We start from the raw sequence: 18,196 nt of genomic DNA on the forward strand, positions 1-18,196 counted from the left end.
CACTTTTGCTGGATCATATGCTCAGGGAAGAATGCTATTATTTAACCAAACTTGCCTAGCTTACTTTTGTTAGACGCCCAACTTGTAACCCTAAGAGGCCAAGAATTCAAGAGAGAATTGATAGGAACAGTTAGAAGAAGAGGATGCATTGTATAAGCTTAACTAAATATAACATGGAAGATAGTATGTCAATTGATAATAGATGGTGTCTCTGTTTGTTAATAATGCTAAAGGAACAAAAAGGTATAGCTTTTTTGTTCCTTTAGGTTTGCCTGGTATGATTGCCAGCTCTAAATTGCTAAGATGCCATGTTCATGGTTAAATTTAGCAATTTAATGGTTTTTTATATAAAAACTCTTGACAAGTTTTAAGAATAATGATATTATATAGTCACTTGAAAACGTTATTATAAAAGTTGTGTTATTTTACTTATTAAATAAAAACGTTTTTATAATATTTGGAGGATAATTATGGGTGTTAGTATAAAAGATGTAGCCAAAAAAGCCGGTGTTTCTGTGTCTACGGTTTCTCGAGTTTTAAATAATGGTAAGTATGTAACTGATGAAACCAGTGAGAAAGTAATGAAGGCTGTGAAACTTTTAGGATATCGCCCGAATATAATTGCCCGGGGTTTGAGGACAAAAAAGACAAATTCCGTTGGCTTAATAGTTCCTGATATAACTAATGAGTTTTTTGCGAAATTGGCGAAAACTATTGAAGAAAATCTTAATAATAACAATTATAGTTTATTATTATGTAATTCTGGTGAGAATGAGGATAAAGAGAGGAAATATATAAAAACTCTCCTAGATAAATTTGTTGATGGTATTATCTTTATATCGAGTGGTTATGATCAAAACATGCATTTATTTCCCGATGATTTGCCAATCATAGCTATAGATCGCAAACCTAATGCAAAAAGAGTTAATTTTATAAGTAGTGAAAACAAAAAAGGTGGTTATCTAGCTACTAAACATTTAATTGAAAATGGCTGTTCTAAAATATTAATGCTTAAGGATAGAAAAGCAGTTTCACCAATGAATGCCCGTTTAGATGGATATCGTGATGCTTTAAGGGAATATAATATGTCGTTTGATGAAGATATGATTATTGAATCGGAAGTAGAACTAGAATATGTTAAAGAAAAGATATTAAAAATACACAATCGACTTAAATTTGATGGCATTTTTGCGGGGACAGATTTACTGGCAATAGGCGCTATCAAAACCCTTTTAAAACTCGGTTATAAAATACCTGAAGATATTCAAGTAATAGGTTTTGACAATGTCTTGACATCCCAATATTATAACCCTGGTTTAACCACTATTGCTCAAAGATTAAGTGAGATTGGGGAAAGAAGTGCTTCTCTAATGGTTGATTTGATTGAAAACGGAGTCAAAAATACAGAATCAAAGTCTTATTTTCTACCAGTAGAATTAATTAAAAGGGATACAACTAGATGATAAAAGATTTATTTTTTGCTTTAAATAATAACGTTTTCAGAAAAAAGTGCTATAATATGCTATTTTAATAAAAACGATATTAAGTCTTCTTGAAATTTTAAATATAAAATATCAGAAAATGAATAAAAGTTTGAATTGTGCAGGATTTTATTACTTGGCATTATTAAGGGGGTGATTCTGCAAGAGAACTTAGCAATTCTTTGGAATAGGTATCAAACAATTAATAAGAGGAGGAATTACAAATGAGAAAAATTATTATTTTAATGTTGGTTTTATTTATGGTAGGCACTACAGTTGGTATGGCTATGGCGGAATCATCTCTTCAGGATGTTAAGGCTAATGGTGATTATAAAATTGGTGTTATTTTAAAAACCCTGGCTAATCCGTTTTGGGTTTCCATGGAACAAGGTATTTTGGATGAGGCAGAAAAGCAAGGTGTTGAGGTAGATATATATGCTGTATCTCAGGAAGGGGATGCAAATGAACAGTTAAGACTCTTTGAAAATCTCCTTAATAAAGACTATGATGGAATTGCTTTTGCACCAATAACACCAGTAAATTTAATTCCTTCAATAGTAAAAGCGAATGACCAGGGAATTCCGGTGGTTAACTTAGATGAACGTGTTCCACAAGAACCATTAAGGAACAGGGGTGGTTTTGTTTACTCCTTTGTTACAACTAACAATGTTAAAGTAGGTGGTCAGGCTGCTGAGTTTGTAATTGAACAATTACCAGATGGTGGAAAAGTAGCTGTTATTGAAGGTATGGCAGGTAATGCTTCTGGAGAAGACAGAAAAATGGGTTTTACAAATATAATTAGGAGTAATTCTAAATTTGAAATTGTTGCCAGTCAACCAGCTGATTGGGATAGAATTAAAGCAATAGATGTTACCAGGAACATAATGACGAGAAACCCTGATGTTAAGGCAATATATGCCTGTAATGACACTATGGCTCTTGGTGCAGTAAAGGCCTTGGAGAATATGGGTAAACTGGATGAGGTTATAGTTGTAGGAACCGATGGTATTCCTGAAGCAGTTAAATCTGTTGACGAAGGAAGATTATCCTCTACCATAAAACAGGATCCCTATAATATAGGAGTGACTGGTTTAAGGCTTCTTATTCAAGCACTTAATATTCCTGCTGAAGTAGAGGTTCCCTCTATCGTTGTTAAATAGCATTGATTAGGAGTTAATAGCCAGCCCATATATGGGCTGGCCCAATTATAGAAGGAGTGGGCTTGATGCTTAAAGATTATCTTGTAAGAATGAAAGATGTATCTAAAAGGTTTGGTGGAGTTATTGCTCTGGAAAATGTTAATTTTTCAATAAAACCTGGAGAAGTACATGTTTTATTGGGAGAGAATGGTGCAGGGAAATCTACTTTAATGAAAATACTATCTGGTGTTTATCAATTATCATCTGGAGAGTTATATATTAAAGGAAAAGAAACCTCTAATTTAACTCCCAAAGAGGCTCAGAATCTGGGTATAAGTATTATTCATCAAGAATTAAGTTTGATAAATGAATTATCAGTTGCTGAAAATATATTTGTGGGAAGATTACCAGAAACTTCTATAGGTACTATTGATTATAAAAAATTAGCAAGTGAAACAAGCAATGTTTTAAAAAGAGTAGGTTTAAAACTAGACTCTTTTGAGATGGTAGAAACACTTAAAATATCTCATAAACAATTAGTTGAGATCGCCAAGGCTTTATCTTTGAATGCTGATGTGATTATTATGGATGAACCCACATCTTCTCTAACCTTTGATGAAGTTGATGTCTTGTTTGATATAATACGAATTTTAAAAAAAGAGGGTGTTGGTATAGTCTATATTTCTCATAAATTGGATGAAGTTATGGAAATAGGAGATAGGGTAACTGTCTTAAAAGATGGGAAATATGTTGGAACAGAAAAGATTGAAGATATTACTACTAATCAGTTAATAACTATGATGGTGGGTAAAAGTTTATCTACTAAGTATTCCGAAGAAAATAAAAAAACGATTAATTATGTATCAGATAAGGTAAAAATGGAAGTTAAAGATCTAAAAAGAGCAGATAAGAGTATAAAGGGTATTTCATTTTCATTATACAAAGGAGAAGTTTTAGGTTTTTTCGGATTAATTGGTTCTGGGAGAACAGAAACAGTTAGAGCAATTATTGGTGCAGACAAGAAGGAAACAGGCCAGGTTATAATAGATGGTAAGGAAGTTAAAATTCACAATCCCTATGATGGATTAAAAATGGGTATTGGCCTCATTCCAGAAAACAGAACAGAAGAGGGTTTTTTTGATAATTTAACGATCTGGCAAAATGTTTCATTACCTAATTTAATAAAAACTGCTTCCTGGAAGGGAATAGGTGGTCTAACTAAAAGTTCTTATGAAAGAGAACTGGCTGAAAACGTAGTAAATAATTTGAATTTAAAATGTGATTCAATTGAGCAAAGTGTTTCAGAATTAAGTGGTGGCAACCAACAAAAGGTAGTTGTTGGAAAATGGTTAGAAGCAGGTGTTGATATATATATATTTGATGAGCCTACCAGGGGTATTGATGTGGGGGTAAAACAAAATATCTATAATATAATTAATGAATTGGCTAAAATGGGTAAGTCAATCATATTAGTTTCATCAGAGTTACCGGAACTTTTATCTATTTGTGATAGAATCATAGTATTTAAAGAGGGTAAGATTGCTGCTGATTATGATATAGAAGAAGCAAATAAAGAGAATATTATGTATTCTGCTACTATTGGAAAGAAAAAAATGGAGGGTTAATTATGAACAAAGATCTTCGTTATTATTGGCAACGATTTGGGACATTATTGATATTTGTACTTCTAATTATAATAATGAGTATTTTATCTCCAAAGTACTTTTTTACTGTAGATAATTTTGTGCAAATTCTACTACAATCTGCTATAACCATTCTAATTGCTGTAGGTGAGTTTTTTGCTATATTAATTGCTGGAATTGACCTATCAGTGGGTTCGGTATTAGGATTAACAGGAATGGTTACAGCACTTTTACTCAGTAAATCAGTGAATATTTATTTGGCTATTTTAATTGGTGGTATTTTATTAGGTGCTTTATTGGGGGCTATTAATGGAAGTTTAGTAGTTTTCACAGGTCTTCATCCCTTTATAATCACCTTAGGAGGATTAACAATTTTTAGAGGGCTGACATTGATGATTTCAGATGCCAGACCAATTTATAATATTCCACCTGAGTTTAGCAGGTCAATTTCTGGAACTATCTTATCTATACCAGTACCAATAATAATAGCTATAATTGTAGCGATTATATTTGCTTTTGTCACTAGAAAAACAAAGCTTGGTAGAAATATATATGCCCTGGGTGGTAATGAAGAAGCTGCCTGGTTATCAGGAATTAATGTTAAAATGCATAAAGTACTGGTATTTATGTTTTCAGGGGTATGTGCGGGTATAGCAGGTGTGGTTATGACAGCTCGCATGGGAGCTGCCGAACCGCTGGCGGGAAACGGTTATGAGCTATTTGCTATTGCTTCAGCTATTATAGGTGGTACAAGTTTCTTTGGTGGAAAAGGCAAGATCTTTGGAGTAGTAATGGGTGCTTTAATAATTGGTTTGATTAATAATGCTCTTAATATTTTAAATGTCCAGACTTATTATCAGCAAATCTTTATGGGCTTATTGATTATTGGTTCTGTTTCTCTTGATAAATTTCTCAGTAAAAGAAGTAGTAAATAATCTTAATATCTTGATTTTGCTTGATGAAAGAATATGTAGTTTATTGAAATTGGATAGTATATAAATAATTATAATTCTCTAATTACTCTATAAGGGGATTGCTTTTGTATGTTTTCCAGATATGGAGTGTGATAATAAAAATAAAAAGTAGGAATTATAATTATCTCATAAATCTGGCTGATTTAGCTACTTTAAATTAAAGGGGATGAAATAATGGTGGAAAAGATTTCTGTATCAGTTATGTGTGGGGATTACAAGAAATTAGGTGAACAGTTAGAGAAAATAAATGATTTTACAGATGAGTATCACTTTGATTTTATGGATGGTCATTATGTTCCAAATATAACTTTAAATTTTGATATGATCAAGAGTTTGCGGGAAGTTGCTTCAAAACCGATTAATGTTCACTTAATGGTAACTAACCCTGAAGATTATATAGAGAGATTGATCAATCTGGGTGTAGATTCTATCTCTTTTCATTTAGATACTATTAGAAATCAGGCCTTCAGGGTTATCAATGAAGTAAAAGATAATGATATAAAAGCTGGGATTGTTCTTAATCCTGCAGAAAGAGAAGTGTCTTTACAATATCTCTTTGATGTGATTGATCGGGTTACAGTAATGACGGTAGATCCGGGGTTTGCAGGTCAAAAGTTTATCCCACAAATGCTTAGTAAAATAAAGAACTTAAAGTCCATAAGAGAAGAGAATAATTATAATTATGAGATTGAAGTTGATGGTAGTGTTAATCAAGGAACAATCGATCAATTAATTGCTGCAGGGGTAGATATTTATATATTAGGTAACTCTGGCTTTTTTTCCTTGGGTGCTAATCTGGATGAAGCAATTGAAAATACTAAAAAATATATCTGTTTTAAGTAATTTCAAATGTATTCAATAAAAAAACGAGACATAAAAGTGAGTGGTTAATATGACCGAAAAAGTAGTTCTTGGAATAGATATTGGGGGTACTAATTTAAGACTTGCCTTGGTAGATAATAATTATAAAACCCACGATATGTTTATTACCAATATTGCTGATTATAAAAATAAAAATTTTAAAAAATGGCTTATTAATACTATAAATGATTATATAGAAAACAGTAGTAAAGAAGTTGCAGCTATCGGAGTTGGAGTACCAGGTATAGTAGATAGAGACCAGATTATATCATGTCCAAATATAACTGAGTTAGAAAATAGCAAATTAAAAGAAACACTTTATAATCAATTTAATATTCCTATTGTAATTGAAAAAGATGTAAATTTAATAATGTTAGCTGAACAAAAACTATTAAATAGGACTGCGCAGAATATAGTTGGCTTTTTTATTGGGACAGGTTTTGGATGTAGTATTATTATCAATGGAAGGCTTTATAAAGGATTCAGAGGGTTTGCAGGTGAATTAGGACATATACCACTAAAAGGCAAAAGCAAACCTTGTAATTGTGGGAGTAAAGGTTGTCTTGAAATGTATGCAGCGGGAAAGGCTTTGGAAAAAATAGCTTCTAATAATAATATTACTATCGAGAATTTCTTTATAGATATGAAAGGGAAATCTGAAGTAGAAGAGTTCCTGGATAACCTTGCTATTGGAATAGTTACTTCTGTAAATTTACTTGATCCAGAATTAATAATTATAGACGGTGGGGTTATTAGAATGAAAGGATTTCCACTGAAATATTTAAAAGAGTTAATAAAACAACGTCTGCGGTCTAATATAATGATTGATAATTTGGAGATTATAGATTCTAATATAGGCAAATATGGAGGATGTCTAGGTGCAGGTGTTTATTTTTTTGATTATATTCAAAAATAGTTTAAATAACAGTATATGTAGGGAGGTATTATGAGTGATAGCTATAGGTAGTGATCATGCTGCTTTTGAATTCAAAAATAAAATAAAAAAATATTTAGCTGGTAAGGGTATTGAATGTAAGGATTATGGATGCGATGATACAAATAGAACAGATTACCCTATATATGGAGAAGCTGTGGCTAGGGCTGTAACCAAGGGCGAGTGTGAAAGAGGTATTGTCTGCTGTGGCACGGGTGTCGGGATATCCCTGGCAGCTAATAAAGTTAAGGGAATTAGAGCGGTTGTTTGTAGTGAGGTCTATACTGCAAAACTTTCCCGTGCACATAACAATACGAATATTCTTTCTTTAGGTTCAAGGGTTGTTACTATAGAAAGGGCAAAAATGATTATTGATGCTTGGCTGAATACAGAGTATGAAGGTGGAAGACATGAAAAACGAATAAAGATGATTAGTAAGATAGAAGATAAGAATTAAAATTTTAAGTTTATTTGTTGCTGTGACAATAAATATTAAATTACTAAAGGAGGTTGTTAATTAAGCCTCCTTTTTTACATAATAGAATTTAAAAAATTTACTGAATTATATTTCTTTGTAAAGGGGGTTTATAGGCTAAACATAAATGATGCCCCTGCTTCAGGGGTATTTTTTACTGCTACATTACCCCCGTGTTTTAAAATAATATCCTTGACAATTGCTAAGCCTAGGCCGCTTCCTTTCTTTTGTTCACGGGTACGGGCCCTGTCAATTTTATAAAACCTCTGCCAGATATTATCCATTTCATTTTCTGGTATACCAGGGCCTTCATCGATAATAGAGAATTTGACCTTTCCTTTACCGGGGTCTAAATCATCATTAGGGTCTACAGACTCAAGTTTGATAGTAATATTTGCCCTTACAGGGGAATAGGTAAGGGCGTTTTCCAGTAAATTTATCAGGACCTGATGAACACGATTCACATCAACATGTATTTTCGGCAGTTGTTCAGCAGTTTCCATTATTAGGTTGACTTGTTTTTCTTCTAGTTTGTTTTTCATGGTTTTAATAGCACGTGACACAAGTATATCCGGTGAGATATACTCTTTGTTTAATTTAGTATTTTCTGATTCCAGTTTACCAAGAGTCAGTAAGTCTGATAGTAGGTGTTCAAGGTATTCAGTATCCTTATACATTATATTGATGCAGTCTTTTAATTCAGCTGGAGTTAGTTCCTGGTCATTAATAATCTCTAAAAACCCTTTGATAGAAGTCAATGGGGCCCTAAATTCATGGGAGACATCAGCAACAAATTCTTTACGCATTTTCTCTAGCTGCTGCTTTTTTTTGAAGGTTTCATTTATTTGAAATACTGCATAATTAAAGGTGTTGACCAGGTGTTCTATCTCAATACTACTATTCTCTGGAATAGCTACTTCCTGGAATTTGCCTTCAGCGCTTTTCAAAGCAGAAGATTGAACATCTTCCAGTGGTTTAGTTACACGTTTGGTAAAAGAAATACTTAAAAAAACAGCTGCTATAATGGCAACCAGGAATGAATATAGAACTAGTCGTATGATATTATTAATGGTGGCAGCAGTACTACCCAGGGGTGTCTGAATAATTACAGCTCCTACTAAATTTACTTTTTTCTCTTTTATTTGTGGTCCTATGGTAACAATATCATTATTATCTGCTTCAACTAAGGGGATTACCATTAAGAGGTTTTTGTATTTTGGTCCCATAATCTTTTTTGTAATAGTATTGCCTTCAAGGACATGGTCAATTTCAGTTTTTTCCAGTGTTAGGTTAAACTCTTTAATAGTTGGGGCGTTAAGAATCATTTCACCTCGGGCATTCATAAGTCCGATATCCATGTTGGAAGAACGGGCAATAGTTTTAATCTTTTCACTATCTTCATTTATTTTATTTGAACGTATATTACCCCCTGAAATATTCTCACTTACCAGTTCTGCTATCCTACGGCTATTATTGGTGGCCTCCCATTCCTTTAATCCAAAATAGTAGTTCTGAATCAGGTAACCAAATATGATGCCGATTACGGTAAGTGAGATAAAAATAATAATCAAGTGTGATAACATTAATCTACTAAAAAAACTCCTGCTTTTCAGATTTTTAATCATCTTTTTTTTGCTCCCTGGTACTAAATTTGTAACCGACACCCCAGACAGTTTGTAAGGGTATTGTTTCTAGACCAGCTCCGGCCAATTTCTGCCTTATTCGTTTGACATGTTCATCAATGGTTCTGGTTTCTGAATAATTTTCAAAACCCCAGATATAATCAAGTAGTTGTTCCCTTTTAAAGACCTGCTCCTCATTTTGGGCTAGAAAGGAGAGTAATTCAAATTCTTTGGGGGTTAAGTTGACAATCTCTCCTTGAACTTCAACACTATAGTTGCTGGGATTTATTTTTAAGGCTATTTCACTATAGTCCAATTTTTCATTAGAGTTGTTCCTGGTATTTTCAAATCGGCGGAGGACAGCTTTAATCCGGGCAATTAACAAGCGGGGGCTAAATGGTTTAGTAACATAGTCATCAGCACCTATCTCTAGTCCGAGGACTTTATCAGTCTCTTCGGCTTTGGCAGTGAGCATAATAATTGCTGTCTCTTTCCCTGAGTTTTTAATTTCACGGCAAATTTCCCAGCCGTCTTTACGCGGAAGCATGATATCAAGTAAGATTAAATCATAATCCTGAGAGAGGGCTTCCTTTAGACCTGATTCCCCATCTGCTTTAAAAACAAGATTAACATTATAGGGTTTTAACATCATTTTAATCAGACTAAAAATATGCTGGTCATCTTCAATCACCAGTATATTTTTTCCATGAAGATCCATAGGAACCCCCTTCGTAAAATCTAATTATCTTACAATAAAACTTCTTTATATAACAGATTATACTATCATAGTGAGTTTATTGCAAAAGTAATTTATTTATATAAGACGTTTTGATGCTAAATTCCAGTATCCTTTAATAAATCCTCCCTGCTTAAACTCCGAGAATGGGTGGTAGGCAGCCAGTGTTTTTCATTTAAGGTTAGTAAAGCCCAGTAGAGGATGATTACCCAGCTATACATAAAGAGTGGGAAGAATATAATATATTTAAAAGATTTGAAAGAAAGTTTATCTAGTAGAAAAACCGATGTTGGTAATAAATAAGGCATAACCGGCATTACTACAGCCATAGGTTTTATATTTTTCAGTACTATATTAAAGAAGGGACTGTAAAATATCCCGGGAAAACTCAACCTTAGTAATGTCATTACTGCATAAAACATGATAAAGGGCTGTTGAAAAAGACGGAATCCGCTATCTAACATTGCCAGGTTTTTCCTTTTGAACCCCTGGTATAATAAACCAGGGACATATTTAAAAGCAACAGACAATTGTCCGCGTCCCCAGCGTAATCTTTGACGGCAGCTGGCACGAAAAGATAGGGGTTTTTCATCAAAAATCTTTGTTTCCCTGGCAAAACTGGTTTTAATACCTTTAAATAGGGCCTGAACTGAATATTCCAGGTCTTCGGTTAAGGTGCTTGTATCCCAACCGGTTTTTTCCAGGGTATCAGCAGAAATGCACATACCTGTTCCCATTAAGACAGCTGACAGACCGATGTTATAGCGGGATAAGAGATTAAACCTATCATTAATCCAGAACATCATAGCAAAGGTAGCTGTTACCCAGTTATCAGCTGGGTTTTTAGCATCAACATAGGCTTGAATAATTTTCTCGTCTTTCAGTAATCTATTATTCATAACGTGTAAAAAGTTTCTCTGAACTAGATTGTCAGCATCAAAAATTGCTGCTGCATCATATTCACTATTGCCTGTTGTAAAACCGAGTTTTTGTAGAGCAAACTTAAGGGCATAACCCTTACTTTTTTGCAGCTTATTTGTTCTTTCCAGGACATTAGCATGGTATTTGCGGGCAATTTCAGCAGTTTTGTCCTGGCAATTGTCTGCTATGACAAAGATATCATATAGTTTCTTGGGATAATCTAGCTTGTATAAGTTATTAATTAATTTTGAAATAACCTTTTCTTCATTATGAGCAGGAACAATTACAGCAAATTTCTTTTCTGGTTTTTTAAAATCATTATATTTCCTGGTGAATAGACCAAAGAGGACAAAAGCAAGGAAATAAAGTGAATACCCTATTAGGAAAATATCAATTACATAATTTAATAGCTTCATTTTCTTCAACTCCTTATACTAATAAATTATCAAAATAAAGCAAAGTAACAATAAATTATCTGTAAACATTCTGTAAATATCAGATATAATATTTTTTAGTAAAAAAAGTGATACCGATGTTTCTTTGCAATTAATAAAATAATGTCCTATGTATCTTTGACTTTATAATTAGTCTTTATACAGATACAGAAACGAATCTATCGGAACGCGTTTTCTGGCTGGGTTAATCCCTGGTGGGGCTACTTGAAATATATAGCATAATGTTTTATAATAAAAAACATAGTAGCTATATATAGGAAGGGAATTATTATGAAAAATAAAAAACCTCAGCAATTAGTGCAGTCACTTGATAGGGCCTTAGATGTGATAGAAAAACTGGTAGAGTCTAATAAAAGCATGGGAGTAACTGAATTAAGTGATAGTCTCGGTCTGCATAAGAGTACAGTCTATCGTTTGCTGGCAACCCTCGGCTACAGGGGATATGTCGAACAGGATGATTATAATCAGTATAAAGTGGGATTAAAACTATTTGAAATAGGTGGGCTGGTCTTAAACAGTCTGGATTTACGAGAACAGATAAAACCATATTTAAAGAGGCTGCGTGAAGAGACCAGAGAAACTGTACACCTTGGTATTATGGATGATACAGAAGTAGTCTATATTGATAAAGAAGAGACCTCTGAAACCATAAGGATGTATTCGAGAATAGGCAGACGTGTATGTGCTCATTGTACCAGTTTGGGCAAGGTGATTCTGGCTTATTCTAAACCAAAACTAACAGATCAGGTCATTGAGAATGGCTTAAAGAAATATACTGATAAGACTATTACTGATGAGATTGAATTTAGAAAACATATTAAAGAGGTCTTTGACCAGGGATATGCTATTGATGACGAAGAACAGAGGATGGGAATCAGGTGTATCGGTGGTCCTATTTTTAATTTTAACAGGGATGTAATAGCTGCCTTCAGTATTTCAGCCCCTATTAATAGAATGACTCATGAAAGAATTGATGAACTAGCAGAAGTTGTTCATGAATACAGCAGACAGATTTCGGCAGCTTTTGGTTACAAATATAAGTAACACGACAAGAGGATCGCGAAAACATTGCCAAATGTTGTATCTAAAATTGAATATTTATAGATTAATTAACATAAAGTTGTGATTAAGTAGAGTTTTTCTTTAAAGGCGGCGCCATGTTTTAGAATGGGGTTGCTTTTTTTATTTTGGTTTTTCTTTAAACTGTTTATAGGTTTAAGCTGGTTTTAAGAAACGTTTACGATGTAGATTAGGAGTTGGCTGAAGCCTTAATTTTTTCAATTCTAAAGAAAAAGCAATAAAAGAATTTAGCTTGTCAGATTGTTTATGCAATTAAAAAAACAAAAAAATATTGACAAATGAATTTAGGTAGTGGTATAATATGTACAACTCATAATACAAGTTATTGTTTTTTACATGTATGATGTATTATGTGTGCTCCCCAAGAAGAAAGGGATTATCTGTATAATATAGTAATTGAATGGTTTATATTTAATTACTATACTTATAAATAATATTATTAAAGACTAATCACAACCAGATTATCAACAAACTTGTATGACAAGTTTGTTGAAGCTTTAAAAACAAAGTAATATTTTAAACTTTTTTAAAACTTATAAAACCAGCATGAAATATAATTTAAGGAGGGAAATATGAAATCTGTAGTAGTTACAAGGCCTAAAGAATATAAAATTATTGAGAGTGAAATACCTGAATTAAATAGTGATTATGATGTTCTAATTAGGATGAAGGCAGCAGGTGTATGTGGTTCAGACTATCATATTTATCATGGAACAAATCCAAACTCTACATACCCTTTAATACCAGGGCATGAAAATGTTGGTGTTGTAGAAAAAGTTGGTTCTAAAGTCACTAGGGTAAAAGAAGGAGATCATGTAGCTATTGATTTAATAATAACATGTGGTGAATGCTATCAATGTAAAATTGGCAGAGAAAACATCTGCGAGAATGTACTGGTTCGTGGTAGTGGAACAGATGGCGGTTTTAGAGAATATTTAACTGCACCTGAAGATGACGTATATATTATTCCAAAGAATATACCCTTTAAGGATGCAGCATTAATAGAGCCTTATGCTATTGGAGCTCATACTACTACTCGAGGAAGAGTAGTATCAGATGATATTGTATTTATTTTGGGGGCAGGTACAATTGGTACAATCATTATGCAGACCTGTAAGGCCAAAGGAGCTACAGTTATATCCTGTGATATAAATCAAGAGTCCTTAGAGAGGGCTAAAGGTTATGGGGCAGATTATATTATTGATAGCCAAAATGAAAATATAATAGAAAAAGTACAAGAGATAACTAAGGGGAAGGGGGTTACTATTGCATTTGATGCTGCTTGTTTTCAAGGTTCATTAACAAGTTTATTTGAAAAGGGATTGGTTAGAAATGCAGGTAGAATTGTGAGTTTAGGTTTTTGTACAGAACCAGAAGCTATTTCACAGGCTATGATTGATGTAAGAGAACTGGATTTAATCGGTTCTAGAATGTCGGTCTATCAGTTTGAACCTGTAATTAAAGATTTTGCGGAAAAAAAATATAATTTAGATGGTATTGTAACTGACTTTATTAAGTTTAATCAAATTGATAAAGTATTTTATAATATGGATCATCCAGATCCTAAAATAAAAAAAATGGTTATTTTATTTGATTAAATAAAAAGATGCCTAAATGTTAACACGTATTAATTTTATTTTAAATAAACTTTTACTATATTATATTGGGAGGAATACAAGTGATAAATTCAATGTTTGATGTTACTGGGAAAAGGGTTATAGTCACAGGGGCAGCTCAAGGGCTTGGTTATGGAATGGCAGAAGGGTTCCTGGAATCTGGTTCTGAGGTTGTATTAATGGATATTTCAGATAAGCTAGACCAGGTAGTAAAGGATTTCAAGGAAAAAGGTTATAAGGCTCATACTGTAAAAGGTGATTTATCTGATCGACTAGATATCCAGAGAATGTTTGATGATGCAATGAAAATAATGGACGGAGTTGATGTTTTAGTCACAGCAGCTGGTATTCAAAGAAGACACCGCTCGGATAAATTCCCAATTGAAGATTGGGATGCAGTAATTGCTGTTAATTTAACTGCAGTATTCCTGATGGACCAATTATGTGCAAAAAAAATGATTGAACAAGGCAAAGGAAAAATTATAAATATTGCCTCTATGGTCTCATGGTTTGGGGGTATTAATGTTCCTGCCTATACAGCAGCTAAAGGTGGAGTTGCACAGATGACCAAAACTATGGGAAATGATTGGGCTGCCTTAGGTGTTAATGTAAATGCAATTGCTCCTGGATATATGGCTACAGAAATGAACGAAAAACTTATTGAGGATGAGGAAAGGAGTAAAGAAATTACTGATAGAATCCCAGCAAAAAGATGGGGCACTCCAGATGATATGAAAGGGATTGCTCTCTTTTTAGCATCATCTGCAAGTGACTACTTAAGTGGTGCAGTTATTCCAGTTGATGGTGGTTATTTGTGTCGGTAAATTTTAATGATATTAAATTCTTGACTTTGGCAAAAGGAAGGTAGAAATATGGTTGATAAACCTAATGTTACGCAACAAGTAGTAGATTATTTTATTAAACAAATTCAGAATGGAAATTGGAAGATAGGAGAAAAGATTTACTCGGAGAGCAGGCTTACTAAAGAGCTCGGGGTTAGTAGGACAAGTATAAGGGCTGCTATACAGCAATTAGTTGGTATTGGTGCGATGGAGAGTGTTCACGGCAAGGGAACATTTTTGCGCTCAGATGATTTGTCCAGTTTAGGATTAGGGAAACATAATAAAAAAGAGTATGATTATGTAGATTTGAATTCATTACTTGAATTTAGACTTATTTTAGAGACAGATAGTTGTTATCATGCAGTTAAAAGGGCTACAAAGGAAACCATCGAAAAATTACATTATTATCTTCAAAAGATGAAAGAATCAATTGGAAGCCCTGATGAATTTGTTCGATTTGATAGATTGTTTCATGAAGAAATTATACATGCAACAGGTAACAAACTATTAGAAAGGTCTTTAAAAAATGCCTTCGCCCAAAAGGAAGAAAGATTGCATGATTTTAATGAAATGTTTGGTTACAAAGATGGTATTTATTATCATACCCTTTTATTGAAGGCTTTTGAGGCCAAAAATGCTTCGCGGGCGAAACGAATAATGAAAACTCATTTACAGAAAGCTATTGATGATATTTATTATGAGAATAATACTGATGCTGAAGAACAAGATATTTTAGAACAAATATAAACTTTTTATAGTCTTATTTCATAAATGGAGAGTGGAGTTATGGCAATTAAAATAAGAGATGTTAAAGTAATTTTAACTGCACCAGAAGGAATAAATTTAGTTGTGGTAAAAGTAGAAACAACTGAGCCTGAACTATATGGATTGGGGTGTGCAACCTTTGCGTATAGGCATTTAGCAGTTAAATGTTTGATAGAAGAATATATTAAACCTTTAGTAATTGGTAAAGATGTATCAAAGATTAGTCAATTGTGGCATTTGATGCACCAAAATGGGTATTGGCGTAATGGTCCTATTGAAAATAATGCTATTTCTGGTGTGGATATGGCCCTATGGGATATAAAAGGTAAAATGGCAGATATGCCTTTGTATGATCTTCTAGGTGGGAAATGCCGTGAAGGCGTACCTATTTATCGTCATGCAGATGGTAAAGATATAAATGAACTAGTTGAAAATATATTTAAATATAAAGAACAGGGTATTACAACTATTCGCTGTCAACGTGGTGGTTATGGTGGTACTTATGGAAAAGCACCATCAACAGCACCTGAGGGTTCACCTGAGGGAGTCTACTTGGATTCACATAAGTATATGAGGGATACAGTAGAGTTATTTGATAGAATACGTAGTAAAGTTGGCTATGATATAAATCTTTGTCATGATGTACATGAACGGCTTCGACCAGTAGATGCAATTAAGTTAGCTCAAGAATTAGAACCATATAAATTGTTTTTTTTAGAAGATGCTATTTCTTTAGAACAAGGTGAATGGTTACGTCAGTTGAGATCTAAGACAACTATACCATTAGCCCAGGGGGAGTTATTTAATAATCCATATGAATGGAGATTTTTAATTAAAGAGCAATTAATTGATTTTATTAGGGCCCATATAAGTCAAATAGGAGGCATTACCCCTGCTCATAAATTACAGATTTTTGCGGAAGAGTTCGGGATAAAGACAGCCTGGCATGGACCTGGCGATATGTCTCCTGTAGCTCATGCAGCTAATATTCACATTGACCTTGCGTCACAGAATCTTGGTATTCAAGAGTGGTCTGGTACGGAACCACCTAATTTTATAATACAAGAGCTTAGTGATTCAAAAAAAGCACTGCTTGGTGTATTTCCCGGACTGCCTGAATATAGGGAGGGTTATGTGTATGCTAATGATAAACCAGGGCTCGGCATTGATATTAATGAAGATGAGGCTGCTAAATACCCCTGTAAAAATAATGTTACTACTTGGACACAAACACGTCTTCGAGATGGTACATTACAGACTCCATAAAATTGTTATATCTACGAGAAGACTTATAGGATAGAGCTTAAGTTTTTTTAAACAAATTTATTCATCATGTAGCTATAATAGAAGTCAGATAATGACTGATAGTATTTATAATGACTTACAATAGTATCATTTTATTTATTACTACCTTTTTGATTTTTTACAAAGAATCAATTCAAGTAAATAAGGGGTTTAAAGGTAGCCCTTTATATATATTAAAGGAAAGGAGGATAGAAAGTTTAACAAATATATTTTCACAAAATATAAAATACAAACGGAGGAATAAATGTGAAAAAGATAAGTATAGTTTTATTCATTAGTTTGTTGGCTGTAGCAATGATTGGTGGTAATGTTTTAGCCAAAGATTTGAATCCTAGTCCAGAAAACCCAGTAACTCTTCGTATTGGTGCCGGTGATGCTCAAGAAGATTTAGCAGTAGGTCTGGAATATACAATAATTAAGCTTTTTGAATCTATGGTTGAAACTAATACCAGTGGGGCTATCCAGGTGGAAATTTTCCCAGGAGGACAGCTGGGTTCCTTAATGTCTATGTTAGAAGCCGTACAGGGCGGACAATTAGAGGCCATGTCTGGGACAGGGGTAATAACCTCTATATACCCTGAATGGCAGGTGTTTTCAATTCCATATCTGTTCCAGAACTCTGATATAGCTATGTCTGTAATGAATGAAAGTGATTTTATGGCAGATATATATGAAGATATGAGAGAAGAAACTGGAGTCAGGGTTTTAGGTGTAGCTCAGAATGGATTTAGACACTTTACTAATAATGAAAGAGTAATAAAAACCCCAGAAGATTTAAAAGGACTTAAATTTAGAGTAATGCAAGGTCAAATTTACCAGAAGGTTGTTGAAGCAGCTGGTGGAACTGCAACTCCAATAGCCTGGTCTGAACTTTATACAGCCCTCCAAACCGGGGTAGTTGATGGTCAGGAAAACCCTATTTCAGCTATAAAATTAGGGAGTTTAGATGAAGTACAAAAATATATTACCTTAGATGGTCATCTATGGAGCGAAAACTTTTTAGTTATCAATGATGAATTCTTTAATAGTCTACCGAAAAAGTACCAAGTAGAAATATTAAATGCAGGTAAAGAAGCCGCTCTAGCTGGTACCGCCTCTGAACACATTGCTTCCTATGTTAATGGTGTTAATTATGTAACAGAAAAGGGAATGTCAATTTATAGACCTACTCCTGCTGAATTAGAATTATTTAAAGCCAAGACTCAACCATCAGTAATTGAATGGTTAAGTTCTGAAATTGGTTCAGATGTTGTAGAGGGTATGTTAGATACTGTTGAAAAATATGAAAAGAAATTAGGTTATAAATAAATAAAAACCTGTCCTATCAGAGATAATCTTATCTCTGAT

The 18,196-nt window shown here is 33.5% G+C and carries 17 protein-coding genes; 14 read left to right on the forward strand and 3 right to left on the reverse strand.

Translation table 11 applies throughout. The features are described from left to right. The first annotated feature begins 5 nt into the window (after positions 1-5). The 8 genes from D7D81_RS20210 (at position 6) to rpiB (ending at position 7,489) form a co-directional block, all read left to right on the forward strand. Positions 6-59 (forward strand): hypothetical protein, encoded by a 54-nt coding sequence (locus tag D7D81_RS20210; RefSeq protein ID WP_353622110.1) that lies wholly within the window; start codon positions 6-8, stop codon positions 57-59. 411 nt (positions 60-470) lie between these two features. Next, complete coding sequence (locus tag D7D81_RS03615; RefSeq protein WP_125987393.1) at positions 471-1,463, forward strand: LacI family DNA-binding transcriptional regulator; 993 nt, start codon at positions 471-473, stop codon at positions 1,461-1,463. A 242-nt stretch (positions 1,464-1,705) separates the two neighbouring features. Next, positions 1,706-2,641 (forward strand): D-allose transporter substrate-binding protein, encoded by a 936-nt coding sequence (gene alsB, locus D7D81_RS03620; protein WP_125987395.1) that lies wholly within the window; start codon positions 1,706-1,708, stop codon positions 2,639-2,641. A 65-nt stretch (positions 2,642-2,706) separates the two neighbouring features. Continuing rightward, positions 2,707-4,245 (forward strand): sugar ABC transporter ATP-binding protein, encoded by a 1,539-nt coding sequence (locus D7D81_RS03625; RefSeq protein ID WP_125987397.1) that lies wholly within the window; start codon positions 2,707-2,709, stop codon positions 4,243-4,245. Between the two features lie 2 nt (positions 4,246-4,247). Beyond that, positions 4,248-5,198 carry a D-allose ABC transporter permease gene (gene alsC, locus D7D81_RS03630; protein WP_125987399.1) on the forward strand — a complete coding sequence of 317 codons (951 nt, stop codon included), beginning with the start codon at positions 4,248-4,250 and terminating at the stop codon, positions 5,196-5,198. 213 nt (positions 5,199-5,411) lie between these two features. Continuing rightward, complete coding sequence (gene alsE / locus D7D81_RS03635; protein WP_125987401.1) at positions 5,412-6,080, forward strand: D-allulose 6-phosphate 3-epimerase; 669 nt, start codon at positions 5,412-5,414, stop codon at positions 6,078-6,080. Between the two features lie 49 nt (positions 6,081-6,129). Beyond that, complete coding sequence (alsK, locus tag D7D81_RS03640; protein WP_125987403.1) at positions 6,130-7,014, forward strand: allose kinase; 885 nt, start codon at positions 6,130-6,132, stop codon at positions 7,012-7,014. 34 nt (positions 7,015-7,048) lie between these two features. Continuing rightward, complete coding sequence (gene rpiB / locus D7D81_RS03645) at positions 7,049-7,489, forward strand: ribose 5-phosphate isomerase B (RefSeq protein WP_125987405.1); 441 nt, start codon at positions 7,049-7,051, stop codon at positions 7,487-7,489. A 128-nt stretch (positions 7,490-7,617) separates the two neighbouring features. On the opposite strand, the gene D7D81_RS03650 is transcribed toward rpiB, so the two are convergent. The 3 genes from D7D81_RS03650 to D7D81_RS03660 form a co-directional block, all read right to left on the reverse strand. Further along, positions 7,618-9,132 carry a sensor histidine kinase gene (locus D7D81_RS03650; RefSeq protein ID WP_125987407.1) on the reverse strand — a complete coding sequence of 505 codons (1,515 nt, stop codon included), beginning with the start codon at positions 9,130-9,132 and terminating at the stop codon, positions 7,618-7,620. Next, positions 9,125-9,847 (reverse strand): response regulator transcription factor, encoded by a 723-nt coding sequence (locus tag D7D81_RS03655; protein WP_125987409.1) that lies wholly within the window; start codon positions 9,845-9,847, stop codon positions 9,125-9,127. Before D7D81_RS03655 ends, D7D81_RS03650 begins: the two co-directional genes overlap by 8 nt. A gap of 116 nt (positions 9,848-9,963) precedes the next feature. Then, positions 9,964-11,202, reverse strand: coding sequence for a glycosyltransferase family 2 protein (locus tag D7D81_RS03660; protein ID WP_125987411.1), 1,239 nt, complete (start codon positions 11,200-11,202; stop codon positions 9,964-9,966). A 309-nt stretch (positions 11,203-11,511) separates the two neighbouring features. On the opposite strand from D7D81_RS03660, the gene D7D81_RS03665 reads away from it, so the two are divergent. From D7D81_RS03665 to D7D81_RS03690, 6 genes are all read left to right on the forward strand, one after another. Then, entirely contained in the window at positions 11,512-12,285 is a 774-nt protein-coding gene (locus D7D81_RS03665) for an IclR family transcriptional regulator (protein ID WP_125987413.1), read from the forward strand. Between the two features lie 608 nt (positions 12,286-12,893). Continuing rightward, positions 12,894-13,919, forward strand: a complete 1,026-nt coding sequence (locus D7D81_RS03670; protein WP_125987415.1) for an alcohol dehydrogenase catalytic domain-containing protein — start codon at positions 12,894-12,896, stop codon at positions 13,917-13,919. An 83-nt stretch (positions 13,920-14,002) separates the two neighbouring features. Further along, a complete protein-coding gene (locus D7D81_RS03675; protein WP_353622111.1) occupies positions 14,003-14,761 on the forward strand; it encodes an SDR family oxidoreductase in 759 nt (252 codons plus the stop codon). A 48-nt stretch (positions 14,762-14,809) separates the two neighbouring features. Beyond that, a complete protein-coding gene (locus D7D81_RS03680) occupies positions 14,810-15,526 on the forward strand; it encodes a FadR/GntR family transcriptional regulator (protein WP_125987417.1) in 717 nt (238 codons plus the stop codon). 39 nt (positions 15,527-15,565) lie between these two features. Then, on the forward strand, positions 15,566-16,810 hold the full coding sequence (locus D7D81_RS03685; RefSeq protein WP_125987419.1) for an enolase C-terminal domain-like protein: 1,245 nt from the start codon (positions 15,566-15,568) through the stop codon (positions 16,808-16,810). A gap of 285 nt (positions 16,811-17,095) precedes the next feature. Then, positions 17,096-18,157 (forward strand): DctP family TRAP transporter solute-binding subunit, encoded by a 1,062-nt coding sequence (locus D7D81_RS03690; RefSeq protein ID WP_125987421.1) that lies wholly within the window; start codon positions 17,096-17,098, stop codon positions 18,155-18,157. Positions 18,158-18,196: the final 39 nt, after the last annotated feature.

It is taken from the genome of Halocella sp. SP3-1, from assembly GCF_003953885.1.
GTDB classification, from domain to species: domain Bacteria; phylum Bacillota; class Halanaerobiia; order Halanaerobiales; family DTU029; genus Iocasia; species Iocasia fonsfrigidae.